The sequence below is a fragment of the Pseudomonas putida genome (assembly GCF_028682475.1).
GTDB classification, from domain to species: domain Bacteria; phylum Pseudomonadota; class Gammaproteobacteria; order Pseudomonadales; family Pseudomonadaceae; genus Aquipseudomonas; species Aquipseudomonas putida_AG.
In genome coordinates this window covers 155,927-181,434 of sequence record NZ_JANHLE010000005.1, presented here as the reverse complement: position 1 = coordinate 181,434, position 25,508 = coordinate 155,927, and the positions used below count along the sequence as shown (strand labels likewise).

The following is a 25,508-nucleotide window of genomic DNA, read 5'->3' as shown; positions in this document are numbered from 1 at the left end:
AGGGTGGTGCATAAGAATAAACATAAAAACAAAGCTTTAATAAATTTCTCTCTCTTTATTTCTATTGCTCGCCACTCATCCACAGCCTGGTTAAATTTTGTGCAAAAGGTTCCTTTAGAGGGGGGTAAGTCCCTATACTTGTGCGTTATCCCTATCTATTCCCGAAACAGGCACGAGGTGCGTGGTGGATTTCCCTTCCCGTTTTGAAGTGATCGTCATCGGCGGCGGCCATGCCGGTACCGAGGCTGCGCTTGCGTCTGCACGCATGGGCGTAAAAACCCTGCTGCTGACCCATAACGTGGAAACCCTCGGTCATATGAGTTGCAACCCGGCCATCGGTGGCATCGGCAAGAGCCACCTGGTCAAGGAAATCGATGCGCTCGGCGGCGCTATGGCGCTGGCTACTGACAAGAGCGGTATCCAATTCCGTGTTTTGAACAACCGCAAAGGCCCAGCCGTGCGCGCTACTCGCGCTCAGGCCGACCGCGCTATCTACAAAGCGGTAGTGCGTGAAATTCTCGAGAACCAACCCAACCTGTGGATATTCCAGCAGTCCTGTGATGACCTGATCGTCGAACAGGACCAGGTGCGCGGTGTGGTGACGCAAATGGGTCTGCGTTTCTTCGCCGACTCCGTGGTGTTGACCACCGGGACCTTCCTCGGTGGACTTATCCACATCGGTCTGCAGAATTACTCCGGCGGTCGCGCCGGTGATCCACCGGCCATCGCCCTGGCCCATCGCCTGCGTGAATTACCGCTGCGCGTCGGTCGTCTGAAAACCGGGACCCCGCCGCGCATCGACGGACGCTCTGTGGATTTCTCGGTCATGACCGAGCAGCCGGGCGATACGCCGATTCCGGTGATGTCGTTCATGGGCGACAAAGCCATGCATCCGCGGCAAGTGAGTTGCTGGATTACCCACACCAATGCCCGTACCCACGAAATCATCGCGTCGAACCTCGACCGTTCGCCGATGTACTCCGGGGTCATCGAAGGCATTGGCCCGCGCTATTGCCCGTCGATCGAAGACAAGATCCATCGCTTTGCCGACAAGGAAAGCCACCAGGTGTTCATCGAGCCGGAAGGCCTGAACACTCACGAGCTGTACCCGAACGGGATATCCACATCCTTGCCGTTCGATGTGCAACTGGAGATCGTCCGCTCGATCCGCGGTATGGAAAACGCGCACATCGTGCGTCCGGGCTACGCCATCGAGTACGACTACTTCGACCCGCGTGACCTCAAGTACAGCCTGGAAACCAAAGTGATCGGCGGTCTGTTCTTCGCCGGGCAGATCAACGGCACCACCGGCTACGAAGAAGCCGGTGCCCAGGGCCTGCTCGCTGGAACCAACGCCGCACTGCGTGCGCAGGGCCGCGAAAGCTGGTGCCCGCGCCGCGACGAAGCGTACATCGGTGTGCTGGTCGACGACCTGATCACCCTGGGAACCCAGGAGCCGTACCGCATGTTCACTTCGCGCGCCGAATACCGCTTGATCCTGCGTGAAGACAACGCCGATTTGCGCCTGACCGAAAAAGGTCGCGAGCTGGGCCTGGTCGATGACCAGCGCTGGGCGGCGTTCAGCGCCAAGCGCGAAGGTATCGCCCTGGAAGAGCAGCGGCTGAAATCCACCTGGGTTCGCCCGGACACCGCGCAGGGTCAGGCCATTGCCGAGAAATTCGGCACGCCGTTGAGCCACGAGTACAACCTGCTCAACCTGCTGACCCGTCCGGAAATCGACTACGCTGGTCTGATGTCCGTGACCGGCGGCAGCGAGATCGACCCGCAGGTGGCCGAACAGGTCGAGATCAAGACCAAATACGCCGGTTACATCGACCGGCAACAGGAAGAAATCGCCCGGCTGCGTGCCAGCGAAGATACTCGCCTGCCCGACGATATCGACTACAGCGGTATCTCCGGTCTGTCCAAGGAAATTCAGAGCAAGCTCGGTCAGACCCGGCCTGAAACCCTGGGCCAGGCGTCACGGATCCCCGGTGTGACCCCGGCGGCGATTTCCCTGTTGCTGATTCATCTGAAAAAACGCGGCGCAGGCCGCGAGTTGGAGCAAAGCGCTTGAGTTCTCAGGTCACCCCTCAACACGCCGAAGAGTTGTCCACAGGTGCCCGCCAGCTCGGTGTCGAGCTGAGCGAGGCGCAGCATGCGCAATTGCTGGCCTACCTGGCCTTGCTGATCAAGTGGAACAAGGCCTACAACCTGACCGCCGTGCGCAATCCGGACGAAATGGTTTCCCGCCACCTGCTCGACAGCCTGAGCGTCATGCCGTTTATCCACAGCGAGCGTTGGCTCGATGTCGGTAGCGGCGGCGGCATGCCCGGTATTCCCCTGGCGATCCTGCATCCGGACAAGCAAGTCACGGTGCTCGACAGCAACGGCAAGAAAACCCGCTTCCTGACCCAGGTAAAACTGGAGCTGAAGCTGGACAACCTGACAGTTATCCACAAGCGGGTCGAAGAGTTCCAGCCAGCGCAGCCGTTCAGCGGAATTGTTTCGCGGGCTTTCAGCAGCATGGAGAACTTCACCAACTGGACGCGCCACCTTGGCGACGAACAGACGCAGTGGCTGGCAATGAAAGGGCTGCATCCTGCCGATGAGCTGGTAGCATTGCCGGCAGATTTCAGAGTGGATAGCGAGCAGGCCTTGACCGTTCCGGGTTGCCAAGGCCAGCGCCATCTGCTGATACTGCGCCGCACGGCATGATTGGGAACACAAGCAAGAATGGCTAAGGTATTCGCTATCGCGAACCAGAAGGGTGGTGTGGGCAAAACCACCACCTGTATCAACCTCGCAGCATCGCTGGTCGCTACCAAGCGCCGGGTGCTGCTGATCGATCTCGATCCACAGGGCAACGCCACCATGGGTAGCGGTGTGGATAAACACGTCCTGGAACACTCGGTCTACGACCTGCTGATCGGCGAATGCGATCTGGCCCAGGCCATGCACTTCTCCGAGCACGGCGGTTATCAACTGCTGCCGGCCAACCGCGACCTGACCGCCGCGGAAGTGGTGCTGCTGGAAATGCAGATGAAGGAGAGCCGCCTGCGCACCGCGCTGGCGCCGATCCGCGAGAACTACGACTACATCCTGATCGACTGCCCGCCGTCGTTGTCGATGCTGACCCTCAACGCCCTGGTCGCCGCCGATGGCGTGATCATTCCGATGCAATGTGAATACTTTGCCCTGGAAGGCCTGAGCGACCTTGTGGATAACATCAAGCGTATCGGTGAGCGTCTGAACCCGAACCTGAAGGTCGAAGGCCTGTTGCGGACCATGTACGACCCGCGCCTGAGCCTGATCAACGATGTCTCCGCGCAGCTCAAGGAACACTTTGGCGATCAGCTCTACGACACGGTGATCCCGCGCAACATTCGCCTGGCCGAGGCGCCGAGTTTCGGTATGCCGGCCCTGGCTTACGACAAGCAATCGCGCGGCGCGCTGGCTTACCTGGCCCTGGCTGGGGAACTGGTACGCCGTCAGCGCCGTCCATCACGCACTGCACAAACAACTTAAGGAATCCGTATGGCCGTTAAGAAACGGGGTCTCGGACGTGGGTTGGATGCACTGCTCAGTGGTCCTACCGTCAGCGCGCTCGAAGAGCAGGCTGTGAAGGTCGACCAGAAAGAACTGCAACATCTGCCGCTCGACCTGATCGAGCGCGGCAAGTACCAGCCACGTCGGGACATGGACCCGCAAGCGCTGGAAGAACTGGCTCAATCGATCAAGAACCAGGGCGTGATGCAGCCGATCGTGGTGCGCCCGATTGGCGACAACCGCTTCGAAATCATCGCCGGCGAACGCCGCTGGCGCGCCAGCCAGCAGGCCGGCATGGAAACCATTCCGGCCATGGTCCGCGATGTGCCCGATGAAGCGGCCATCGCCATGGCCCTGATCGAGAACATCCAGCGCGAAGACCTCAACCCGGTGGAAGAGGCCATTGCCCTGCAGCGTCTGCAGCTGGAATTCCAGTTGACTCAGCAGCAGGTCGCCGATGCCGTGGGCAAGTCGCGGGTTACCGTGGCCAACCTGCTGCGCCTGATCTCGCTGCCGGAAGTGATCAAAACCATGCTCTCGCACGGCGATCTGGAAATGGGTCATGCCCGGGCACTGCTTGGTTTGCCGGAAGAACAGCAGGTGGACGGGGCGCGTCACGTTGTCGCACGTGGACTGACCGTACGCCAGACCGAAGCCCTGGTGCGCCAGTGGCTCAATGGCAAGCCGGAACCGGTCGAACCGGCCAAGCCCGACCCGGACATCACCCGCCTCGAACAACGTCTGGCAGAGCGTTTGGGCTCGGCAGTACAGATACGTCACGGCAACAAGGGCAAAGGCCAGTTAGTTATCCGTTACAACTCGTTAGATGAGTTGCAAGGTGTGCTAGCTCACATCCGCTGAAACAATTGCTTTTGTAGCGCGTAGTCGGAAATCACTACCCGGCAGTTGAATAGGGGTTAATCCGCCCCTATACTCTGCGCGCATTTTGTCGGCACAAATTATGCCAAGTCATAGCTGACTGGTTGGTCGACTTTCGAGGAGCAGTTGTGATGGAAACACGCACGCCAAACCGCTTGCCTTTCCATCGCTGGGCGGTTTTTCCGGTACTGTTGGCTCAATGTGTCGTGTTTCTGCTGGCAACTTTGGCGTTGTGGCAGTGGCATGGGGCGGTCAGTGGATATTCAGCACTCTGCGGAGGACTGATTGCCTGGCTGCCAAATGTGTATTTCGCCTGGAAGGCTTTTCGTTACACGGGGGCCAGGGCAGCGCAGGCTATCGTCAAGTCGTTTTACGCTGGCGAAGCAGGCAAATTGATTTTGACGGCAGTGCTGTTTGCATTGACGTTTGCAGGAGTGAAGCCATTGGCGCCGTTAGCAGTCTTCGGTGTCTTTCTGCTGACCCAGTTGGTCAGCTGGTTCGCGCCCCTGCTGATGAATATAAGACTTTCGAGACCTTAGGGCGTTTGAGGCAACCATGGCAGCAGAAACCGCTTCGGGCTATATCCAGCACCACTTGCAGAACCTGACCTTCGGTCAACTACCAGACGGCGGTTGGGGCTTTGCCCATTCCGCAGCAGAAGCCAAAGCAATGGGCTTCTGGGCTTTCCACCTGGATACCCTGGGTTGGTCGGTCGCACTGGGTCTGCTTTTCGTACTCCTGTTCCGCATGGCAGCCAAGAAGGCGACTTCCGGCCAGCCTGGCGGCCTGCAGAACTTCGTTGAAGTGCTGGTAGAGTTCGTCGACGGCAGCGTCAAGGACAGCTTCCACGGTCGTAGCCCGGTGATCGCCCCACTGGCGCTGACCATTTTCGTCTGGGTCTTCCTGATGAACGCCATCGACCTGATCCCGGTCGACTGGATTCCTCAGCTGGCCATCCTGATCTCCGGTGATCCGCACATCCCGTTCCGCGCGGTCTCGACCACCGACCCGAACGCGACCCTGGCCATGGCCTTCAGCGTGTTCGCCCTGATCATTTTCTACAGCATCAAGGTCAAGGGCATCGGCGGTTTCCTCGGCGAACTGACCCTGCACCCGTTCGGCAGCAAGAACATCTTCGTTCAGATCCTGCTGATTCCGGTCAACTTCCTGCTTGAATTCGTCACCCTGATCGCCAAGCCGATCTCGCTGGCACTGCGTCTGTTCGGCAACATGTATGCCGGCGAGCTGGTGTTCATCCTGATCGCTGTGATGTTCGGCAGCGGCCTGCTGTGGCTGAGCGGTCTGGGTGTGGTGCTGCAATGGGCGTGGGCTGTGTTCCACATCCTGATCATCACCCTGCAAGCGTTCATCTTCATGATGCTTACCATCGTCTACCTGTCGATGGCTCACGAAGATAACCATTAAGACCGCCTGGCGTGTCTGATGACCCTTTCGCCAGCACGGGGGAGGGTCGAAAAAGTCCGCAAGGGCAGCTGTACCAAACGATTTTGTTTTACCGCTTCAAACTAAAAAACCTAACCAATACGACGTAAAAGTCGGGAGGAAAGATGGAAACTGTAGTTGGTCTTACCGCTATCGCTGTTGCTCTGCTGATCGGCCTGGGTGCTCTGGGTACCGCCATTGGTTTCGGCCTGCTGGGCGGCAAGTTCCTGGAAGGCGCTGCTCGTCAGCCAGAGATGGTTCCAATGCTGCAAGTTAAAATGTTCATCGTTGCCGGTCTGCTCGACGCCGTAACCATGATCGGTGTTGGTATCGCTCTGTTCTTCACCTTCGCTAATCCCTTCGTTGGTCAAATCGCCGGCTAATCACTCGAATTCTCGAGTGGTTTGGTGTGATGGACAAAGAACGAGCGAGGTGTTGGCGTGAACATTAATGCAACCCTGATTGGTCAGTCCGTTGCGTTCTTCATTTTTGTGCTGTTCTGCATGAAGTTCGTGTGGCCTCCGGTCATCGCGGCATTGCAAGAACGTCAGAAGAAGATCGCGGATGGACTGGACGCTGCCAACCGAGCAGCTCGCGACCTGGAGTTGGCCCAAGATAAAGTGGGTCAGCAACTGCGCGAAGCGAAGGCTCAGGCAGCTGAAATCATTGAGCAAGCCAAGAAGCGCGGTGCTCAGATCGTCGAGGAAGCCCGTGATCAGGCCCGCGTCGAAGCTGACCGTGTGAAGGCTCAGGCTCAGGCCGAGATCGAACAGGAAATTAACGGTGTCAAAGACGCCCTGCGTGCCCAAGTGGGTCTGCTGGCTGTCGGCGGTGCTGAAAAAATCCTTGGCGCCACAATCGATCAAAACGCGCATGCGGAGCTGGTTAACAAACTGGCCGCTGAAATTTAAGCGAGGGCGATCATGGCAGAACTGACCACGTTGGCCCGACCTTACGCTAAGGCTGCCTTTGAGCATGCCCAGGCCCATCAGCAACTGGCCAATTGGTCAGCCATGCTCGGCCTGGCTGCTGCGGTGTCGCAAGACGACACCATGCAGCGCCTGCTCAAGGCCCCGCGACTGACGAGCGCAGAAAAGGCCGCCACTTTTGTTGAAGTGTGCGGTGACAAGTTTGATGCACAGGCAAAGAGTTTCATCCAAGTTGCCGCGGAAAACGAACGTCTCCTGCTTTTGCCGGAGATTTCGGCGTTGTTCGAGCTGTACAAGGCCGAGCAAGAGAAATCCGTGGACGTGGAAGTCACCAGTGCTTTTGCGTTGAACCAAGAACAGCAAGACAAACTCGCCAAGGTTCTCAGTGCACGGCTCGACCGGGAAGTGCGCCTGCAAGTGTCGGAGGATGCCAGCCTGATCGGTGGCGTCGTAATCCGCGCCGGCGACCTGGTTATCGATGGCTCAGTCCGCGGCAAAATCGCGAAACTGGCCGAAGCATTGAAATCTTGAGTTTGAAGGGGCAGCAGAGCAATGCAGCAACTCAATCCTTCCGAAATTAGTGAAATCATCAAGGGCCGCATCGAGAATCTCGATGTAGCCTCTCAAGCTCGCAACGAAGGTACTGTCGTCAGCGTTTCTGACGGCATCGTGCGGATTTACGGTCTGGCCGACGTCATGTACGGCGAAATGATCGAATTTCCAGGCGGCGTCTACGGTATGGCCCTCAACCTGGAGCAAGACTCCGTTGGTGCGGTAGTACTGGGCGCTTACGACACCCTCGCCGAAGGCATGAGCGCCAAGTGCACTGGCCGCATCCTCGAAGTTCCTGTTGGTAAGGAACTGCTGGGTCGCGTTGTCGACGCACTGGGCAACCCAATTGACGGCAAAGGCCCGCTGGGCAACACCGAGACCGACGCGGTCGAGAAAGTTGCTCCGGGCGTGATCTGGCGTAAGTCGGTAGACCAGCCTGTACAGACTGGCTACAAATCCGTCGACGCCATGATCCCTGTCGGCCGTGGCCAGCGTGAGCTGATCATCGGTGACCGTCAGATCGGTAAGACCGCCATGGCGATCGACGCCATCATCAACCAGAAAGACTCCGGTATTTTCTGTGTTTATGTTGCTGTCGGCCAGAAGCGTTCCACCGTTGCCAACATCGTTCGCAAGCTGGAAGAAAACGGCGCCCTGGCCAACACCATCGTGGTGGTTGCCAGTGCTTCGGAATCCGCCGCACTGCAATTCCTGGCGCCATACGCCGGTTGCACCATGGGCGAGTTCTTCCGTGACCGCGGTGAAGACGCGCTGATCGTCTACGATGACCTGTCCAAGCAGGCCGTTGCCTACCGTCAGATCTCCCTGCTGCTGCGCCGTCCACCAGGACGTGAAGCGTACCCAGGTGACGTGTTCTATCTCCACTCCCGTCTGCTGGAGCGTGCATCGCGCGTTTCCGAAGAGTACGTCGAGAAGTTCACCAACGGTGCTGTAACTGGCAAGACCGGTTCCCTGACCGCACTGCCGATCATCGAAACCCAGGCTGGCGACGTTTCCGCGTTCGTTCCGACCAACGTGATTTCCATCACCGACGGTCAGATCTTCCTGGAATCGGCCATGTTCAACTCGGGCATCCGCCCTGCAGTGAACGCCGGTGTTTCGGTATCCCGTGTGGGTGGGGCCGCTCAGACCAAGATCATCAAGAAGCTTTCCGGTGGTATCCGTACCGCTCTGGCTCAGTACCGTGAACTGGCAGCATTCGCCCAGTTCGCTTCTGACCTGGACGAAGCCACTCGTAAGCAACTCGAGCACGGTCAACGTGTTACCGAGCTGATGAAGCAGAAGCAATACGCTCCAATGTCCATCGCGGACATGGCGCTGTCGCTGTATGCCGCTGAGCGTGGGTTCCTGACCGACGTTGAAATCGCCAAAGTCGGCAGCTTTGAACAAGCGCTGATTTCCTACTTCAACCGTGATCACGCCGAACTGATGGCGAAGATCAACGTGAAGGGTGACTTCAACGACGAAATCGACGCTGGCATCAAAGCCGGTATCGAGAAGTTCAAGGCCACCCAAACCTGGTAAGCCGCAGCGGGGGCTTTGCAGCCCCCGCTTGCTAACCTGATAGGTGTTACATGGCAGGCGCAAAAGAGATTCGCAGTAAGATTGCGAGCATCAAAAGCACGCAAAAAATTACCAGCGCCATGGAAAAAGTGGCGGTCAGCAAAATGCGCAAGGCTCAAATGCGCATGGCTGCTAGCCGTCCTTATGCGGAGCGTATCCGCCAGGTTATTGGTCATCTGGCCAACGCCAACCCGGAATACCGCCACCCGTTCATGATCGACCGCCCTGTAAAGCGCGTCGGTTATGTTGTGGTGAGCAGTGACCGTGGTCTGTGTGGTGGCTTGAACACCAACCTGTTCAAGGCCCTGGTCAACGACATGGCGGCCAACCGCGAGCAAGGGATCGAGATCGATCTCTGCGTAGTTGGTAGCAAGGGTGCGGCGTTTTTCCGCAGCTTCGGCGGCAACGTCGTTGCAGCAATCAGCCACCTGGGCGAAGAGCCGTCGATCAATGATCTGATCGGCAGCGTCAAGGTTATGCTGGATGCTTACCTGGACGGTCGTATTGATCGTCTGTCCGTGGTATCGAACAAGTTCATCAATACCATGACTCAAACTCCAACGGTCGAGCAGTTGATTCCGTTGGTGGCAACCCCGGATCAAGAACTCAAGCACCACTGGGACTACCTCTACGAACCTGACGCCAAAGAGCTGCTGGACGGCCTGATGGTGCGTTACGTGGAGTCGCAGGTCTACCAGGCGGTGGTCGAGAACAACGCAGCTGAACAAGCTGCCCGGATGATCGCGATGAAGAACGCCACCGACAACGCCGGTGATTTGATCAGCGAATTGCAGCTGATCTACAACAAGGCGCGTCAGGCTGCGATCACCCAAGAGATCTCGGAAATCGTCGGCGGCGCTGCCGCGGTTTAACGGTTCAAATATTCAGAGGATCCAGCTATGAGTAGCGGACGTATCGTTCAAATCATCGGCGCCGTCATCGACGTGGAATTTCCACGTGACAGCGTACCGAGTGTCTATAACGCGCTGAAAGTAGTTGGCGCGGAAACCACCCTGGAAGTTCAGCAGCAGCTGGGCGACGGCGTGGTTCGTACCATTGCGATGGGTTCTACCGAAGGCCTGAAACGTGGCCTGGACGTAAACGACACTGGCGCAGCGATCTCGGTACCGGTCGGTAAAGCGACCCTGGGCCGTATCATGGACGTCTTGGGTAACCCAATCGACGAAGCCGGTCCAATCGGTGAAGAAGAGCGTTGGGGCATCCACCGTGATGCACCGTCGTTCGCTGACCAGGCAGGCGGCAACGACCTGCTGGAAACCGGCATCAAGGTTATCGACCTGGTTTGCCCGTTCGCCAAGGGTGGTAAGGTTGGTCTGTTTGGTGGTGCCGGTGTAGGCAAAACCGTAAACATGATGGAACTGATCCGTAACATCGCCATCGAGCACAGCGGTTATTCCGTGTTCGCCGGTGTGGGTGAGCGTACTCGTGAGGGTAACGACTTCTACCACGAGATGAAGGATTCCAACGTACTGGACAAGGTTGCTCTGGTATACGGCCAAATGAACGAGCCACCAGGAAACCGTCTGCGCGTAGCGCTGACCGGCCTGACCATGGCTGAGAAGTTCCGTGACGAAGGTAACGACGTTCTGCTGTTCGTCGACAACATCTATCGTTACACCCTGGCCGGTACCGAAGTATCCGCACTGCTGGGCCGTATGCCTTCGGCAGTAGGTTACCAGCCGACCCTGGCTGAAGAGATGGGCGTTCTGCAAGAGCGTATCACTTCGACCAAGGAAGGTTCGATCACCTCGATCCAGGCCGTATACGTACCTGCGGACGACCTGACCGACCCGTCGCCAGCGACCACCTTCGCCCACTTGGACGCCACCGTTGTACTGTCCCGTGACATCGCCTCCCTGGGTATCTACCCAGCGGTCGACCCACTGGACTCGACTTCGCGCCAGCTGGACCCGAACGTCATCGGCAACGAGCACTACGAGACCGCTCGTGGCGTTCAGTACGTACTGCAGCGCTACAAAGAGCTGAAGGACATCATTGCGATTCTGGGTATGGACGAACTGTCCGAATCCGACAAGCAGCTGGTATCCCGTGCTCGTAAGATCCAGCGCTTCCTGTCGCAGCCGTTCTTCGTGGCAGAAGTCTTCACTGGTTCTCCAGGTAAATACGTTTCCCTGAAAGACACCATTGCTGGCTTCAGCGGCATCCTCAAAGGTGACTACGACCACTTGCCAGAACAAGCGTTCTACATGGTCGGCAGCATCGAAGAAGCGGTCGAGAAAGCCAAGAAACTGTAATCCCGGCGCCCCGCAAGGGGCGCTAATCAGGTTGAGGCAAGCAGATGGCTATGACAGTCCATTGCGATATCGTCAGCGCGGAAGGAGAGATTTTCTCCGGTCTGGTCGAGATGGTGGTTGCGCACGGTAACCTGGGTGATCTTGGTATCGCTCCAGGCCACGCGCCGCTGATCACTAATCTGAAGCCAGGTCCGATCACGCTGACCAAGCAGGGTGGCGCCCAAGAGGTGTTCTACATCTCTGGTGGTTTCCTCGAGGTCCAGCCGAACATGGTCAAGGTGCTTGCCGATACCGTGCAACGCGCTGCCGACCTGGACGAAGCTCAGGCTCAGGAAGCCCTCAAGGCTGCTGAGAACGCCCTGCATGTAAAAAGCGCGGATTTCGACTACGGTGCCGCCGCTGCACGTCTGGCCGAGGCCGCAGCCCAGCTGCGTACCGTCCAGCAAATGCGCAAAGGCAAGTAATCGGCCCAGGCCGGTCACTGCTGCTGCGATTGAGTTAAAGGGTAGCCTCGGCTACCCTTTTTCTTTTTCCGCGTTTTATATTCTGGTCATCTCGCTGACCTTCCAGGATTGGTAGCCCGTCAATGTCTCTCGATATCGTTATCCTCGCCGCTGGCCAAGGTACCCGGATGCGCTCTGCGCTGCCCAAGGTGCTGCACCCGGTCGCCGGCGACTCCATGCTTGGCCATGTTATCCACAGCGCGCGTCAACTACAGCCGCAAGGCATCCATGTGGTGATCGGGCACGGTGCTGAGCTTGTGCGTGAGCGTCTGGCGGCAGATGACCTGAATTTTGTTCTGCAAGACAAACAGCTGGGTACTGGCCATGCGGTAGCGCAAGCCCTGCCGGCCTTGAGCGCTGATACGGTGCTGATCCTCTATGGCGATGTACCGCTGATCGAAGTCGATACCCTCAAGCGTTTGCTGACCCAGGTAACCTCTGAGCAGTTGGGCCTGTTGACGGTCAACCTCGATGACCCAACGGGTTACGGGCGCATTGTCCGCGACGCCCTGGGGCAGGTGGCAGCGATCGTTGAGCACAAGGATGCCAGCGACGCGCAAAAAGCCATCAAGGAAGGCAACACCGGCATTCTGGCGGTACCGGGCGCACGCCTGGCCGAGTGGCTGGGGCGTCTGTCGAACAACAATGCCCAGGGTGAGTACTACCTGACCGACGTGATTGCCATGGCCGTTGCCGATGGCCTGGTGGTCGCCACCGAGCAGCCACTGGACCCGATGGAAGTGCAGGGCGCCAATGACCGTCGCCAGCTGGCGGAACTGGAGCGTCACTACCAGCTGCGTGAAGCGCGTCGTCTGATGGCTCAAGGGGTAACCCTGCGCGACCCGGCACGTTTTGACGTGCGTGGCGAAGTGACCGTTGGTCGCGACGTACTCATCGATATCAACGTGATTCTCGAAGGCCGTGTGGTCATTGAAGACGACGTGGTGATCGGCCCTAACTGCGTGATCAAGAACAGCACCCTGCGCAAGGGCGTCGTGGTCAAAGCCAACAGCCACCTTGAAGGCGCGATCATGGGGGAAGGCAGCGATGCCGGCCCGTTTGCCCGCCTGCGTCCAGGCAGCGTGCTGGAAGCCCGTGCCCATGTGGGTAACTTTGTCGAACTGAAGAACGCCCACCTCGGTGAAGGCGCCAAGGCCGGTCATCTGACCTACCTGGGCGATGCCGAGGTCGGTGCGCGGACCAACATCGGTGCCGGTACCATCACCTGCAACTACGATGGCGCGAACAAGTTCAAGACCGTCCTTGGTGAGGATGTGTTCATCGGCTCCAACAACTCCCTGGTTGCGCCTGTGGATATCCTCGACGGTGCGACCACAGCTGCCGGTTCGACCATTACCCAGAAAGTCGAGGCCGCACAGCTAGCCGTCGGCCGCGCACGCCAGCGCAACATCGATGGCTGGAAGCGACCGGAGAAGATCAAGAAAAGCTGAAGTTATACACAGCGATGAACAAGGGCCGACTGGATTGTGCATAAGTCGGCTCTTTTTCGTTTGTGGATAAGAAATCGGATGAATGAAGTTATTCACAGGCGAATTTTTCATCTCTCTGCTTGACGGTTTTTGTCCTTTAGGTTTTGATTGGCATCACTAACTTTCGAAACGAAACTTAAAGACGCCATGTCGAAACGTAACACTCCACAGCGCCGCCACAATATCCTCGCCTTGCTCAACGAGCAGGGGGAAGTGAGCGTCGATGCGTTAGCCAAACGTTTCGAAACCTCGGAAGTCACCATCCGCAAGGACCTTGCCGCTCTGGAAGCCAACGGCTTGCTGCTGCGCCGCTACGGTGGTGCGGTGACCATGCCGCAGGAGCTGATCACAGATCAGGGCCAGCCGGTTTCGTTATATAAGCAGGCGATTGCCCGGGCGGCGGTCGGACGTATCCGCGAACATGCACGCATCATCATCGACAGTGGCAGTACCACCGCCGCGATGATTCCCGAGCTGGGCCACCAGCCGGGCCTGGTGGTGATGACCAACTCGCTGAATGTGGCCCGCGCCCTGAGCGAGCTGGAACACGAGCCTGTGCTGTTGATGACGGGGGGTACCTGGGACCCGCATTCCGAGTCTTTCCAGGGGCAGGTCGCCGAGCAGGTACTACGCTCTTACGATTTCGACCAGCTGTTCATTGGTGCCGATGGCATCGACCTGGTGCGCGGCACCACCACGTTCAACGAGTTGCTCGGCCTGAGCCGGGTGATGGCCGAAGTGGCCCGGGAAGTGATCGTCATGGTCGAGTCCGACAAGGTCGGGCGCAAGATTCCCAACCTCGAGCTGCCCTGGGGCAGCGTCAACACCCTGATTACCGATGAGCGCTTGCCCGCTGAGGCGCGCGAACAAATTGAAGCCCGCGGCGTCCATGTGATTTGTGCCGCACTCTCCAAGGAGCATATCTAATGTGTGGAATCGTTGGCGCCGTCGCCGAACGTAATATCACCACCATCCTCATCGAAGGCCTCAAGCGTCTGGAGTACCGCGGTTATGACAGCGCAGGCCTGGCGGTCTTCACCCAGCAGGGGACTCTGGAGCGTCGTCGTCGCATCGGCAAGGTCAGCGAGCTGGAAGCCGCTGTAGCCGCCGATCCGCTGGCTGGCCAGCTGGGTATTGCCCACACCCGCTGGGCAACCCACGGCGCGCCCACCGAGCACAATGCCCACCCGCATTTCTCCGGCCAGGAACTGGCAGTGGTGCACAACGGCATCATCGAGAATCACGAGGAGCTGCGTGAAAAGCTCAAGGGCCTGGGCTACGTGTTCAGCTCTGAAACCGACACCGAAGTCATCGTCCACCTGCTGCATCACACCCTGAAAACCGTTCCGGACCTGGCCGACGCCCTCAAGGCTGCAGTCAAGCAACTGCACGGTGCCTATGGCCTGGCGGTGATCAGCACGCATCAGCCAGACCGCCTGCTGGCAGCCCGCAGCGGTAGCCCGCTGGTGATTGGTCTGGGTCATGGGGAGAACTTCCTGGCATCCGACCAGTTGGCCCTGCGCCAGGTGACCGACCGCTTCATGTACCTGGAAGAAGGCGATATCGCCCAAATCCGTCGCGACCAGGTCACCATCTGGGATCTGGCGGGCAACGCCGTCCAGCGCGAAACCGTGCAGTACCACGAAGGTGCGGAAGCCGCTGACAAGGGCACCTATCGCCACTTCATGCTCAAGGAAATCCACGAACAACCGACTGTGGTTCAGCGCACTCTGGAAGGGCGTCTGGGTAAAGACCACGTCATGGTTCAGGCCTTTGGCCCGCAAGCCGCCGAGCTGTTCGCCAAAGTCCGTAACGTGCAGATCGTCGCCTGTGGCACCAGCTATCACGCCGGCATGGTTGCCCGTTACTGGCTCGAAGAGCTGGCCGGGATTCCGTGCCAGGTCGAAGTGGCCAGCGAATTCCGCTACCGCAAGGTGGTGGTGCAGCCGGACACCCTGTTCGTCTCGATCTCCCAGTCCGGTGAAACCGCTGACACCCTGGCCGCCTTGCGCAATGCCAAGGAACTCGGTTTCCTCGGCAGCCTGGCGATCTGTAACGTTGGTATCAGCTCGCTGGTACGCGAGTCGGACTTGACCCTGCTGACCCAGGCCGGTCCGGAAATCGGCGTGGCTTCGACCAAAGCATTCACCACCCAGCTGGTCTCGCTGATGCTGTTGACCCTGTCCCTGGGCCAGGTGCGTGGCACGTTGCAAGCTGGTGTCGAAGCCGAGCTGGTCGAAGAACTGCGCCGCCTGCCGACGCGTCTGGGCGAAGCTTTGGCCATGGACGTCATCGTCGAGAAAACCGCCGAGTTGTTCGCCGACAAGCACCACACCCTGTTCCTTGGCCGTGGCGCGCAATTCCCGGTGGCGATGGAAGGGGCGCTGAAGCTCAAGGAAATTTCCTATATCCATGCCGAAGCCTATCCGGCCGGTGAGCTCAAGCATGGCCCGCTGGCGTTGGTCGACAGCGACATGCCGGTGGTCACCGTGGCGCCGAACAATGAACTGCTGGAGAAGCTCAAGTCCAACCTGCAGGAAGTACGCGCGCGTGGCGGTGAACTGATTGTCTTTGCCGACGAACACGCCGGTATGAGCAACGGCGAAGGTACCCATGTGATCGCCGTGCCGCACATCATCGATGCCCTGGCGCCGATTCTCTATACCATTCCGCTGCAACTGCTGTCGTACTACGTGGCTGTACTCAAAGGTACCGACGTCGATCAGCCGCGGAATTTGGCAAAGTCGGTGACGGTAGAGTAACGACTGCTGCTGACCACACCTGTTGGTTTTAGAGCATTCAAACTCTCGCAGGAGCCCAGGGAGGTCTGTCCTCCCACCTCCTGCATCCCCTCCTGGCCCCGAACCCGCCCTCGGGGCCTTTCTGTCCAAGCCGCCCAAAGAACTGCAAGATGCTGCTGCGAAGTCAGTGATATGAATCGCTTCGCTCGTCGGTGGAGCGCAATATCTATGTTGACTGAAGAATCTCGTGCAGTTAAAGGCATATTGCATGAGAGCAGAATGGTGAGACATGGCACAATATATAACTACCTTCGAAATTGACCATATTAAAATATTGGCATCACCAATGTATGAAAGTTATGGTGATGAAGATTTCGATATTTTCAATTGCCCCATTTGTAAGAAGATATACTTAATTGATTATGAGGTTGACAGTATTTTTCTAGATCCTGAAAATTTATCTGAAATATTCAATGGCGATGTGTTTTTATGTTCTTTCTGTGGCTTTGATTTCACCGGTGAAGTTATTATAGGGGCTGCTGCAGATGAAAAATATAAAGTGACTTTAGAACACTTAATGCAGAGTGATTGGAAATGGATTTTAAAATAAATCCAAACATTGCGCTCTGAACACTTCAAAGCTGCCAGGGTTTTGTACCGGCGGGGGCTGTGCGCTTGAGTGTCGTCGCTAACAGATCGAATTCTTGCGCGCGCGGATGTGTTCGACGCCATACCAGCCCGATGCGCCGATGTTCATCACCCCGCAACGGCTTTACGCTCAATCGTGTGCTGTCGGCATTGATGGCTGCCAAGGCGGGCAGCAAAGTACACCCACGACCGGCGGCGACCAGATGTTGCAGGGTTTCCAGGCTGGTAGCCCGGCAGTCCGCCGAATCGCCTGCCTGAACCTCGCTCATGCCACATGCTTGCAGCGCCTGACCGCGCAGACAATGACCATCGGTAAGCAACAACAACTTCAGATCGCTCAATGCTTCGACCGCCACATCGGTGCCGGCACCAACTTCATGCCCCAACGGCAGTGCAGCCCAAAACGGCTCATCGAACAGCACACGCTCATCATAGGCTTCAGGGTCGAGCAGTCGCGGCCCACCCTGTACTGCCGCTTCGCAGCGCAGACACTCCGCAGACCGCGACATCGTCTGATAGAGCGGCCGAGGGAGTGCCAGCAATGCGCTGTCGATGGATTGATCGTTGAGCCGCTCGCACAAGTCAGCGGTAAAGCTCTCCTGTATCACCAACTGCAACTTGGGATGGGCGGCTTCTACTGCCTCCAATAGATGCGGCAAGTAATAGGGCGCCAAGGTCGGGATGATGCCCAGGGTAAGAATGCCTTCCAGCGGGTCACGGCGCGCACGGGTCAGGGCAAGAATGGTGTCGGCTTCGGCAAGCATGTGCCGCGCGCGCTCGACGATCTGCTCTCCACTGGGCGTGAGGGTGAATTGCTTGGCCTGACGGTCCACCAATACCTGGCCGAGGTAGTTCTCCAGCTTGCGCAATTGAGTGGACAACGTGGATTGCGTGACATGGCAAGCGTCGGCGGCACGGCCGAAGTGACGGTGCTCCGCCAGCGCGACGAGATAGCGGAGTTCGCGTAAGGTCATCAACATATCCTTGGAAAAGCGCGCACTGGGCTTCAATTTGAGCTGCAAGGCTGGCAAACAGGGTCAAGGCAGTAAAATTAAAAAAACGCATGACCTGCATTGAAATAAATTTTAAGTAGCAGACACCGTCTGGCCAGCTGCCGGTTGGCAACTTGCCATTCACCGCGCACACCTCAGATTCTATTCCTGCTTCCAGATCCAAGCGCTTGGCTATTTTTGCATCGTCACCTTAAGGGCATTTCTCGAATTGGCGTCAGTCAGGTTATCAATCGGCCCCGTTTAGAACATCAATTGTTGATTTTACGGTGCGCAATTAAAGTTTGTACTGAGTATGCATCCCAGGTTGTCCCTGGTTTGATTGTGTACTTCTCCACCTGACCCGGTACCCGTTTCCAAACCAAGTTGTTGAGTGGCTTGGTTTATACACTTACAAGGATCAAGCCCCTATGCGCATGAAACAACTGCCCCTGGCGATTGCCCTGATAGTTGGCTTTTCACCCGTTGTTCACGCCGATAACACCGGCGCCGCCTCTTTGGCGGGCAAGCACGAACAGATGACTAACAAGGACTGGTGGCCCAATCGCCTGGATCTTTCCTTGTTGCGACAACACAACCCTGCCTCCAGCCCGGCCGACGCCGATTTCAACTATGCCAAGGCATTTAACAGCCTTGACTTGAATGCGGTGAAAAAGGACATCGAAGCAACTTTGACAAAGTCGCAAGACTGGTGGCCAGCGGACTATGGCAACTATGGCCCGTTCTTTATCCGTATGGCCTGGCACAGCGCCGGCACCTACCGCGCGCTGGACGGCCGTGGTGGTTCCGACGGTGGTCAACAGCGTTTCGACCCGCTCAACAACTGGCCGGATAACGTAAGCCTCGATAAAGCACGGCGCTTGTTGTGGCCTGTGAAAGAAAAGTACGGCGCGAGTATTTCCTGGGGCGACCTGATGGTGCTGGCGGGCACCGTGGCGATGGAATCGATGGGGATGAAAACCTACGGCTTCGGTGGCGGTCGTGCAGATGACTGGGAGCCTGATCTGGTCTATTGGGGCCCTGAACGCACCTGGCTCGGTGATGAGCGCCACCATGGCAAGCGTGAGCTGAAGAAGCCGTTGGCTGCCGTGGAAATGGGGCTTATCTACGTGAACCCGGAAGGTCCACATGGCAAGCCGGATCCGCTGGCGGCCGCCAAGGACATTCGCGACACGTTCGCGCGTATGGGCATGAACGACGAAGAAACCGTTGCACTGATCGCCGGTGGCCACACCTTCGGCAAGGCGCACGGCGCGCACAAGCCTAAAGACTGCCTGGGCGCAGATCCTGCCAGCGCTCCTACCGAGCAACAAGGCCTGGGCTGGAAAAATACCTGCGGTAAAGGAAACGCCGAAGACACCATCACCAGTGGCCTGGAAGGTGCGTGGACTTCGAGTCCTGCGAATTTCACCAATCAGTACCTGGCCAACCTCTTCGGCTGGACATGGGTTCAGACCAAGAGCCCGGCCGGTGCGATCCAGTGGGTTCCGTCTGATCCAGCTGCTGCGGTCATGGTTCCTGACGCGCACGTCAAAGACAAGCGTCATGCGCCAATCATGTTCACCACTGACCTTGCGCTGCGTTTCGACCCCGCTTACGAGAAAGTTTCACGTCGCTTCCTGGACAACCCCAAGGAGTTCGAACTTGCCTTCGCCAAGGCCTGGTTCAAGCTGACTCACCGTGACCTCGGCCCGCGTACCCATTACCTGGGGGCCGATGTACCCAAGGAAGACCTGATCTGGCAAGACCCGATCCCGGCGCTGGACCATAAGCTGATCGACACCAGGGACGTCGAAGCGCTCAAGGCCAAGGTACTCGCTTCGGGCCTCAATACCGGCGAGTTGGTGCGTACGGCCTGGGCCTCGGCTGCTTCGTTCCGAGGCTCCGACATGCGCGGTGGCGCCAACGGTGCACGTGTGCGTCTCGCCCCGCAGAAAGACTGGAACGCCAATAACCCGGCTGAGCTGAGCAAAGTGCTCGCCAAGCTGGAAGCGATCCAGAAGGACTTCAACAGCAACCTCAAAGGCGGCAAGAAAGTCTCGCTTGCTGACGTGATTGTGATCTCGGGTTCTGCAGCGGTTGAGTCTGCCGCGAAGAAGGGAGGTTACAACGTTCAAGTCCCGGTAACCCTGGGTCGCATGGACACCACCCAGGACAAGACAGATGTCAATTCCTTCGCGGCGCTGGAACCCAAGGCTGATGGTTTCCGTAACTACTACAGCGCTGACGCTCGCCTCTCACCGACCGAAATGCTGGTCGACAAGGCCAGCTTGTTGAACCTCACTGCACCGGAAATGACGGTGCTTGTCGGTGGCATGCGGGCACTGGGGGCGAATACAGACGGTAGTAAGAATGGCGTGCTCACGACTCGTCCGGGCACATTGTCCAACGACTTCTTCGTCAACCTGATGGACATGTCGACTGTCTGGTCGAAGTCCTCTACCGATGGCTTGTATGAGGGGCGCGACCGCAAGTCCGGCGAGGTCAAATGGTCTGCCACACCAGTCGACCTGGTATTTGGCTCCAACTCGGAGCTGCGTGCGGTCTCCGAGTTCTATGCCGCAAGCGATGCCAAGGAAAAGTTCGTCAAGGACTTCGCCAAAGCATGGACCAAGGTCATGAACCTCGACCGATTCGATCTCTGATCGAGCGGGCCAGCTACCCATAGAGCAGCGTCCTTGCTGGCTGCGACAGATTTTGATTGTCTAAATCCAGAGCCCCCGTTTATCGGGGGTTTTGTGTTTTTGCCGGTTAATCGCTCAAGTCGGCCGAATGCTGGCCTGGATCAATAGTTGTTGCAGCTGCTTCGCATAGTGTGCCAAGTCCCCATTACCCTTTTCACGGATGAAAGGCGCTATGCAAACACTGGATCGAAAACTCGACATCCAGCCCCTGTCGCGGGCTGATATGACCATCCATCTCAACGGCCAGCCGGTCGAAGTCGCCTCTGGCGAGACGGTGCTCACCGTGCTCAACGCCGTGGGCCTGCGCCAGGTAGCGCGCAACGATCATGCCCAACTGAGCGGTGCTTTTTGCGGCATGGGCGTCTGTCATTGCTGCCTGGTTTCAATCAATGGCCGGCCCAAGCGCCGCGCCTGCCAGACCGTGGTCCAGCCCGGTATGCAGGTGGAAACCCTGAGCAACCGCTTTGCCGGGCAGGAGGCGCCATGAGTCTGCGTCCGGTGATTGTCGGTGGTGGTTCGGCGGGTATGGCGGCGGCCATTGAGCTGGCGCATCACGGTGTACCCAGCGTGTTGTTCGATGAAGCGTCGCGGCCGGGCGGGGTGGTGTATCGCGGACCGCTGCGCGCAGGCGTTGACCTGGGTTACCTGGGAGCGCGTTACAGCAAGTCCTTGAAGGCCCTGCACAAGGAATTCGCTGCCAGCGCCGGGCAGATCGATCTGCGCCTGAACAGCCGCGTGGTAGGCGGTGACGAGCAATGCTTGATGGTGCTTGATGGCGAAGAGCGTCTGCATCAGATCGACTACTCGCACCTGGTACTGTCGGCCGGTTGCCATGAGCGCAACGTGCCGTTTCCTGGCTGGACGCTGCCGGGCGTGCTGTTGCTCGGTGGCTTGCAGCTGCAGATCAAGAGCGGCGTGGTCAAACCGCTGGGCAGTACGGTGATTGCCGGCACCGGCCCGTTACTGCCGCTGGTGGCCTGCCAGTTGCACGCCGCCGGAGCGAAAGTGGCCGGTGTCTATGAAGCCTGCGCGTTCAGCAAGATCGCCAAGGAAAGCCTGGCGCTGTTGAACAAGCCGCAGCTGTTCCTCGACGGTTTGAGCATGCTCGGTTACATGAAGCTCAATGGCATTCCGATGTATTACGGCTGGGGCGTGGCCGAGGCCAGGGGTGAAGGCGAACTCGCAGAAGTCGTCGTGGCGCCTTACGACAACAACTGGCAGCCCGACCACAGCCGTGCCCAGCGCGAACCCGCGCAAACCCTGGCGGTGGGCTACGGCTTCATTCCGCGTACCCAGCTCAGCCAACAGTTGGGGCTCGAGCATGGCTTTCATGACGATGGCTACCTGCGCGCAAAATGCAACGTCTGGCAACAGAGCAGCCAGCAACACATTCATCTAGCCGGTGACATGGGCGGTATCCGTGGCGGTGAAGCCGCGATGCTGACTGGCCGCATCGCAGCAGTGTCGATCCTGCTGCAGCGCGAAGTGCTGAATGCCGAGCAGGCCATCGAACTGCGCGAGCAGTACCTGGGGCAGTTGGCGGCCATCAAGCGCTTTCGCGCCGGGGTAGAGCGCTATACCCAGCGGGGCACCCGGCAGATCGAATTACCACAGCCCGATACGGTGATCTGCCGTTGTGAGCATGTGACCCGTGCTGATATCGACCTGGCCCTGGAGCAGGGCGTGCAAGACATGGCCGGATTGAAGATGCGTACGCGGGTGAGCATGGGCGACTGTCAGGGACGTATGTGCGTTGGCTACTGCAGCGACCGTCTGCGCGAAGCGACGGGCCGTGTTGATGTCGGTTGGTTACGCCCGCGTTTTCCGGTCGACCCGATACCTTTTTCTGCATTCCAGCAACCTGGCACGGAAGCCTGAAACATGAACAGAACCTACGACGTAGTGATTGCCGGCGGTGGGGTCATTGGCGCCTCCTGCGCTTATCAGCTGTCCAAACGCAAAAACCTGAAGATCGCCCTGATCGATGCCAAGCGCCCCGGCAACGCCACCCGTGCTTCGGCCGGTGGCTTGTGGGCGATTGGCGAATCGGTCGGCCTCGGCTGCGGGGTGATTTTCTTTCGCATGATGTCAGCCCAGCACAAGCGCCAGGCGCAAGGGGCTGCGGTGGTGGTGGATGCCAGCACGCCGCATATCCTGCCGCAGTCGTTCTTCGATTTTGCCCTGCAGTCCAATGCACTTTATCCACAGCTGCACCGTGAACTGATCGAGCGCCACGGCATGGACTTCAAGTTCGAGCGCACTGGCCTCAAGTATGTGATCTACGACGATGAAGACCAGCTGTACGCCGAGCATATCGTCGCGCAGATCCCGCACCTGGCCGAGCAGGTGCGCTGGCTCGACCGCGAGGCCCTGCGCCAGGCGGAGCCGGCGGTCAGCCATCAGGCGCGTGGTGCTCTGGAATTTCTGTGCGATCACCAGGTCAGTCCGTTCCGCCTGGCCGACGCCTATATGGAAGCGGCGCGACAGAATGGTGTCGATGTGTTCCACAACACCAACGTCACCGGTGTATTGCACCAGGGGTCACGGGTCAGCGGAGTGCAGACCGCCGAAGAAGGTACGTTTCATTGCCAGACCCTGATCAATGCCGCCGGTGCCTGGGCGGCCGACCTCAGCGAACAGGCCACCGGTCTGCGCATTCCGGTCAGCCCGGTGAAGGGCCAGATCATCCTCACCGAGCGTATGCCCAAACTGCTGAACGGCTGCCTGACCACCAGCGATTGCTACATGGCGCAGAAGGACAACGGCGAGATCCTGATTGGCAGCACCACCGAAGACAAAGGCTTCGACGTCAGCAACACCTTCCCGGAAATCAACGGTCTGGTGCAGGGCGCGATTCGCTGTATTCCAGAGCTGGTGCAGATCAACCTCAAGCGCACCTGGGCCGGTTTGCGACCAGGGTCACCGGATGAATTGCCAATCCTCGGGCCCGTGCCGGAAGTCACCGGTTACCTGAATGCCTGTGGACACTTTCGCACCGGCATCCTCACCTCGGCGATCACCGGGGTGATGATCGACAAGGTCCTGCACGACGAGCCATCGCCTGTGGATATCTCTCCGTTCCTCGCCGAACGCTTCCATGCCGGGGCTGTGGATAAAGCTCCGGCCAGCGTGGTCTGAGCAAAATGTGAGCGGCCCTAGTGGCCGCTCATGCGTTCAATCAGATTCAGGCAATGGCGGACCTGAGGCGAGTTATCCCCAACCCGGCGGCTGAGAATGATCGGTGAAACCGCCGCTGCCTCGCTCAGCGGTGCGTAAACGATATCGTCGCGGTGCTGGCGCTGCACCGAGGCGGGCACCAACGTTATCCCCAGGCCGGCCGCCACCAGTCCAAGGGCAGTCTGCAGTTCGTTGGTCCACTGAATCACCTGCACGCTCAGGCCCTGGCTGGAAAACAACGTCATGATGTGGTCGGCGTAGCTTGGGCGCGGGGTGGCGGGGTAGAGCACGAAGGGCTCAAAGGCCAGGCGCACCAGGTCGATGGGCTGGCCGATCAGCGGATGGCCGCAGGGCAGGGCGACAACCAAGGGGTCTTCGCGCAGTACCTGCTGGTCAATGGCCGGGTCTTTGATGTGGATGCGGCCAAAACCGATATCGATGCGTCCGGCTTTCAAGGCGTCCACCTGCTGCAGGGTGATCATTTCCTGCAGGCCAAGCTCCAGCTCCTGGTTGGCGCGTAATTGGCGAATCAGCTCGGGTAACAGGTCGTAAAGGGTCGAGGGCGCAAAACCGATGCGCAACCACTGGCGTTCGCTGTTTGCGATGCGCCGGGTGCCTTCGGATATCTGCTCGAGCTGGTCGAGCAGCATGGCACTCTGTTCGTAAAAGTAGCGCCCGGCTTCGGTCAGGCGCAGCGGACGGCTGCGTTCCAGCAGATCGACCCCGAGGGTTTCCTCCAGTTGGCGGATTTGCCGGCTCAAAGGCGGCTGGGCAATGTGCAGCAGCTCGGCGGCGCGGGTGAAGTTCAGGGTCTGTGCGAGCACCCGGAAGTAACGCAGATGGCGCAGTTCCATGATACCTCCAGAGTATTGTTACCTACCCAACAGATATTGGACTGCCTGCTGGTGCTGACGCAAGCTGGTGCCCTGTGGATAACCAGACCCTGTGGATATCGTCCAGCAAGAACAAGAAGAGGGCAGCCCATGAGCAGCCACCTGTTGAGCGAGCGCAGCTGTGTGTTTCAGCGCGCCGACCCGTATGCCGTGTCCGAATACGTTAACCAGCATGTCGGTGGCCATAGCCTGCGCCTGCCCAGAACTGGCGATCTGAAGGCGAGCATCAACCACCGCAAGTTTGCCAGCCTCGACCTGTGCCGCTTGAGCTACGGCGGCAAGGCGCGGATCACTTCGCCCGCCCTGGGTTCGCTGTACCACCTGCAGATCCTGCTCAAGGGCCACTGCCAGTCCAGTTTTCGTGGCAACGAACATCATTACGTGCCCGGCGAGCTGTTGTTGATAAACCCGGACGATCCGGTCGACCTGACCTATTCGGCCGACTGCGAGAAGTTCATCCTCAAGATGCCGGTGAGTCTGCTCGAGCAAGCTTGCCTGGAGCAGCGCTGGCAGTTGCCCGAGGGCGGGATTCGTTTCAACAGCGCGCGCCATGTCACCGGTGAACTGGAAGGCTTCATCGGCTTGCTCGGGTTGATCTGCGCAGAGGCGGAGTCCACCGACTCGTTGCTGCAGGTCCAGGAGCACTACGGGCGCATCGTTGCCAGCAAGTTGCTCAGCTTGCTCGGCAACAACGTGCAGCGTAGCGAACCGGTGCAGCAGACCCACTCGTTCGAGCAATTGGCCGCCTACATCGACGCCCACCTGGAGCAGGACATCAGTGTCGGCCAGTTGATGAATGTCGCACGGGTCAGCGAGCGCACTTTGTACTCACTGTTCGAGCGCCATGCCGGCTTGTCGCCCAAAGGCTATGTGCGCCAGCGCAAGCTTGAGCGCATACATGCTGCTTTGCAGGACCCGGCAAGCCCGGTGCGTAACGTTACCGAGATCGCCCTGGACTACGGCTTCCTGCACCTGGGGCGCTTTGCCGAAAGCTATCGCCAGCGTTTTGGTGAACTGCCCTCGGTCACCTTCAAACGGCATCGCTGCCCCTGATCAGCCCTCGCGCAAACTGGATAGCGATTCGCAGGAAACGGCTATTGGCCCTTTTGTACTGCTCCTAACCTGAGATCGCGAACACTGCACGGCAGGT

General features: G+C 58.6%; 24 protein-coding genes. 22 read left to right on the top strand and 2 right to left on the bottom strand.

The genetic code is table 11. The features are described 5' to 3' along the window. Positions 1-184: 184 nt before the first annotated feature. The 17 genes from mnmG (at position 185) to NPS47_RS06560 (ending at position 16,556) form a co-directional block, all read left to right on the top strand. Positions 185-2,077 (top strand): tRNA uridine-5-carboxymethylaminomethyl(34) synthesis enzyme MnmG, encoded by a 1,893-nt coding sequence (gene mnmG, locus NPS47_RS06640; RefSeq protein WP_274294220.1) that lies wholly within the window; start codon positions 185-187, stop codon positions 2,075-2,077. Further along, positions 2,074-2,718 (top strand): 16S rRNA (guanine(527)-N(7))-methyltransferase RsmG, encoded by a 645-nt coding sequence (gene rsmG, locus NPS47_RS06635; protein WP_107024407.1) that lies wholly within the window; start codon positions 2,074-2,076, stop codon positions 2,716-2,718. Before mnmG ends, rsmG begins: the two co-directional genes overlap by 4 nt. Positions 2,719-2,736: 18 nt before the next feature. Next, positions 2,737-3,528, top strand: a complete 792-nt coding sequence (locus NPS47_RS06630) for a ParA family protein (RefSeq protein WP_028942555.1) — start codon at positions 2,737-2,739, stop codon at positions 3,526-3,528. A 9-nt stretch (positions 3,529-3,537) separates the two neighbouring features. After that, entirely contained in the window at positions 3,538-4,410 is an 873-nt protein-coding gene (locus NPS47_RS06625) for a ParB/RepB/Spo0J family partition protein (protein WP_274294219.1), read from the top strand. Positions 4,411-4,559: 149 nt separating this feature from the next. Then, the gene (locus NPS47_RS06620; RefSeq protein ID WP_010222722.1) at positions 4,560-4,967 is read left to right on the top strand and encodes a F0F1 ATP synthase subunit I; all 408 of its coding nucleotides are present in this window, start codon (positions 4,560-4,562) and stop codon (positions 4,965-4,967) included. A 16-nt stretch (positions 4,968-4,983) separates the two neighbouring features. Further along, positions 4,984-5,853, top strand: a complete 870-nt coding sequence (gene atpB / locus NPS47_RS06615) for a F0F1 ATP synthase subunit A (RefSeq protein ID WP_274294218.1) — start codon at positions 4,984-4,986, stop codon at positions 5,851-5,853. Positions 5,854-5,996: 143 nt separating this feature from the next. Then, positions 5,997-6,254, top strand: a complete 258-nt coding sequence (gene atpE, locus NPS47_RS06610) for a F0F1 ATP synthase subunit C (RefSeq protein WP_003097235.1) — start codon at positions 5,997-5,999, stop codon at positions 6,252-6,254. Between the two features lie 57 nt (positions 6,255-6,311). Continuing rightward, complete coding sequence (locus NPS47_RS06605) at positions 6,312-6,782, top strand: F0F1 ATP synthase subunit B (protein ID WP_274294217.1); 471 nt, start codon at positions 6,312-6,314, stop codon at positions 6,780-6,782. Between the two features lie 12 nt (positions 6,783-6,794). Then, positions 6,795-7,331 carry a F0F1 ATP synthase subunit delta gene (locus NPS47_RS06600; RefSeq protein ID WP_038616138.1) on the top strand — a complete coding sequence of 179 codons (537 nt, stop codon included), beginning with the start codon at positions 6,795-6,797 and terminating at the stop codon, positions 7,329-7,331. A gap of 21 nt (positions 7,332-7,352) precedes the next feature. Beyond that, positions 7,353-8,897 (top strand): F0F1 ATP synthase subunit alpha, encoded by a 1,545-nt coding sequence (atpA, locus tag NPS47_RS06595; protein WP_038616135.1) that lies wholly within the window; start codon positions 7,353-7,355, stop codon positions 8,895-8,897. A 50-nt stretch (positions 8,898-8,947) separates the two neighbouring features. After that, positions 8,948-9,808 carry a F0F1 ATP synthase subunit gamma gene (gene atpG, locus NPS47_RS06590; protein ID WP_274294216.1) on the top strand — a complete coding sequence of 287 codons (861 nt, stop codon included), beginning with the start codon at positions 8,948-8,950 and terminating at the stop codon, positions 9,806-9,808. Positions 9,809-9,835: 27 nt separating this feature from the next. Next, a complete protein-coding gene (gene atpD, locus NPS47_RS06585; protein WP_274294215.1) occupies positions 9,836-11,212 on the top strand; it encodes a F0F1 ATP synthase subunit beta in 1,377 nt (458 codons plus the stop codon). Between the two features lie 44 nt (positions 11,213-11,256). Next, on the top strand, positions 11,257-11,676 hold the full coding sequence (locus NPS47_RS06580; RefSeq protein WP_038616128.1) for a F0F1 ATP synthase subunit epsilon: 420 nt from the start codon (positions 11,257-11,259) through the stop codon (positions 11,674-11,676). Between the two features lie 122 nt (positions 11,677-11,798). After that, positions 11,799-13,166 carry a bifunctional UDP-N-acetylglucosamine diphosphorylase/glucosamine-1-phosphate N-acetyltransferase GlmU gene (gene glmU, locus NPS47_RS06575; RefSeq protein WP_274294214.1) on the top strand — a complete coding sequence of 456 codons (1,368 nt, stop codon included), beginning with the start codon at positions 11,799-11,801 and terminating at the stop codon, positions 13,164-13,166. Between the two features lie 186 nt (positions 13,167-13,352). Next, the gene (locus NPS47_RS06570; protein ID WP_038616123.1) at positions 13,353-14,132 is read left to right on the top strand and encodes a DeoR/GlpR family DNA-binding transcription regulator; all 780 of its coding nucleotides are present in this window, start codon (positions 13,353-13,355) and stop codon (positions 14,130-14,132) included. Then, entirely contained in the window at positions 14,132-15,967 is a 1,836-nt protein-coding gene (gene glmS, locus NPS47_RS06565) for a glutamine--fructose-6-phosphate transaminase (isomerizing) (RefSeq protein WP_274294213.1), read from the top strand. Before NPS47_RS06570 ends, glmS begins: the two co-directional genes overlap by 1 nt. Positions 15,968-16,235: 268 nt before the next feature. Beyond that, the gene (locus NPS47_RS06560) at positions 16,236-16,556 is read left to right on the top strand and encodes a hypothetical protein (protein ID WP_274294212.1); all 321 of its coding nucleotides are present in this window, start codon (positions 16,236-16,238) and stop codon (positions 16,554-16,556) included. 25 nt (positions 16,557-16,581) lie between these two features. On the opposite strand, the gene NPS47_RS06555 is transcribed toward NPS47_RS06560, so the two are convergent. Next, on the bottom strand, positions 16,582-17,568 hold the full coding sequence (locus NPS47_RS06555) for a LysR substrate-binding domain-containing protein (RefSeq protein ID WP_274294211.1): 987 nt from the start codon (positions 17,566-17,568) through the stop codon (positions 16,582-16,584). A 446-nt stretch (positions 17,569-18,014) separates the two neighbouring features. Between NPS47_RS06555 and katG the strand changes: the two genes are divergently transcribed. From katG to hcnC, 4 genes are all read left to right on the top strand, one after another. Continuing rightward, positions 18,015-20,249: a catalase/peroxidase HPI gene (gene katG, locus NPS47_RS06550; RefSeq protein WP_274294210.1), complete on the top strand. Its 2,235-nt coding sequence runs from the start codon at positions 18,015-18,017 to the stop codon at positions 20,247-20,249. Positions 20,250-20,460: 211 nt separating this feature from the next. Then, positions 20,461-20,775: a cyanide-forming glycine dehydrogenase subunit HcnA gene (gene hcnA / locus NPS47_RS06545; RefSeq protein ID WP_274294209.1), complete on the top strand. Its 315-nt coding sequence runs from the start codon at positions 20,461-20,463 to the stop codon at positions 20,773-20,775. Then, positions 20,772-22,166: a cyanide-forming glycine dehydrogenase subunit HcnB gene (hcnB, locus tag NPS47_RS06540; RefSeq protein WP_274294208.1), complete on the top strand. Its 1,395-nt coding sequence runs from the start codon at positions 20,772-20,774 to the stop codon at positions 22,164-22,166. The genes hcnA and hcnB overlap by 4 nt, the downstream gene beginning before the upstream one ends. A gap of 3 nt (positions 22,167-22,169) precedes the next feature. Further along, the gene (hcnC, locus tag NPS47_RS06535; RefSeq protein ID WP_274294207.1) at positions 22,170-23,426 is read left to right on the top strand and encodes a cyanide-forming glycine dehydrogenase subunit HcnC; all 1,257 of its coding nucleotides are present in this window, start codon (positions 22,170-22,172) and stop codon (positions 23,424-23,426) included. Between the two features lie 17 nt (positions 23,427-23,443). Here the strand turns inward: hcnC and NPS47_RS06530 are convergent, their stop codons facing one another. After that, a complete protein-coding gene (locus tag NPS47_RS06530) occupies positions 23,444-24,319 on the bottom strand; it encodes a LysR family transcriptional regulator (RefSeq protein ID WP_274294206.1) in 876 nt (291 codons plus the stop codon). 129 nt (positions 24,320-24,448) lie between these two features. Between NPS47_RS06530 and NPS47_RS06525 the strand changes: the two genes are divergently transcribed. Then, a complete protein-coding gene (locus tag NPS47_RS06525) occupies positions 24,449-25,411 on the top strand; it encodes an AraC family transcriptional regulator (protein ID WP_274294205.1) in 963 nt (320 codons plus the stop codon). The last annotated feature ends 97 nt before the right edge of the window (positions 25,412-25,508 follow it).

Excerpts from the sequence above, each read along its gene's own strand:
- atpD (WP_274294215.1), top strand. The coding sequence starts at position 9,836 with ATGAGTAGCGGACGTATCGTTCAAATCATCGGCGCCGTCATCGACGTG.
- hcnA (WP_274294209.1), top strand. The coding sequence starts at position 20,461 with ATGCAAACACTGGATCGAAAACTCGACATCCAGCCCCTGTCGCGGGCT.
- NPS47_RS06625 (WP_274294219.1), top strand. The coding sequence starts at position 3,538 with ATGGCCGTTAAGAAACGGGGTCTCGGACGTGGGTTGGATGCACTGCTC.
- NPS47_RS06580 (WP_038616128.1), top strand. The coding sequence starts at position 11,257 with ATGGCTATGACAGTCCATTGCGATATCGTCAGCGCGGAAGGAGAGATT.
- katG (WP_274294210.1), top strand. The coding sequence starts at position 18,015 with ATGCGCATGAAACAACTGCCCCTGGCGATTGCCCTGATAGTTGGCTTT.
- NPS47_RS06600 (WP_038616138.1), top strand. The coding sequence starts at position 6,795 with ATGGCAGAACTGACCACGTTGGCCCGACCTTACGCTAAGGCTGCCTTT.
- glmS (WP_274294213.1), top strand. The coding sequence starts at position 14,132 with ATGTGTGGAATCGTTGGCGCCGTCGCCGAACGTAATATCACCACCATC.
- atpE (WP_003097235.1), top strand. The coding sequence starts at position 5,997 with ATGGAAACTGTAGTTGGTCTTACCGCTATCGCTGTTGCTCTGCTGATC.
- NPS47_RS06620 (WP_010222722.1), top strand. The coding sequence starts at position 4,560 with ATGGAAACACGCACGCCAAACCGCTTGCCTTTCCATCGCTGGGCGGTT.
- NPS47_RS06560 (WP_274294212.1), top strand. The coding sequence starts at position 16,236 with ATGGCACAATATATAACTACCTTCGAAATTGACCATATTAAAATATTG.
- NPS47_RS06525 (WP_274294205.1), top strand. The coding sequence starts at position 24,449 with ATGAGCAGCCACCTGTTGAGCGAGCGCAGCTGTGTGTTTCAGCGCGCC.
- NPS47_RS06630 (WP_028942555.1), top strand. The coding sequence starts at position 2,737 with ATGGCTAAGGTATTCGCTATCGCGAACCAGAAGGGTGGTGTGGGCAAA.
- NPS47_RS06555 (WP_274294211.1), bottom strand. The coding sequence starts at position 17,568 with ATGACCTTACGCGAACTCCGCTATCTCGTCGCGCTGGCGGAGCACCGT.
- hcnC (WP_274294207.1), top strand. The coding sequence starts at position 22,170 with ATGAACAGAACCTACGACGTAGTGATTGCCGGCGGTGGGGTCATTGGC.
- atpA (WP_038616135.1), top strand. The coding sequence starts at position 7,353 with ATGCAGCAACTCAATCCTTCCGAAATTAGTGAAATCATCAAGGGCCGC.
- atpG (WP_274294216.1), top strand. The coding sequence starts at position 8,948 with ATGGCAGGCGCAAAAGAGATTCGCAGTAAGATTGCGAGCATCAAAAGC.
- NPS47_RS06570 (WP_038616123.1), top strand. The coding sequence starts at position 13,353 with ATGTCGAAACGTAACACTCCACAGCGCCGCCACAATATCCTCGCCTTG.
- atpB (WP_274294218.1), top strand. The coding sequence starts at position 4,984 with ATGGCAGCAGAAACCGCTTCGGGCTATATCCAGCACCACTTGCAGAAC.
- glmU (WP_274294214.1), top strand. The coding sequence starts at position 11,799 with ATGTCTCTCGATATCGTTATCCTCGCCGCTGGCCAAGGTACCCGGATG.
- hcnB (WP_274294208.1), top strand. The coding sequence starts at position 20,772 with ATGAGTCTGCGTCCGGTGATTGTCGGTGGTGGTTCGGCGGGTATGGCG.
- NPS47_RS06530 (WP_274294206.1), bottom strand. The coding sequence starts at position 24,319 with ATGGAACTGCGCCATCTGCGTTACTTCCGGGTGCTCGCACAGACCCTG.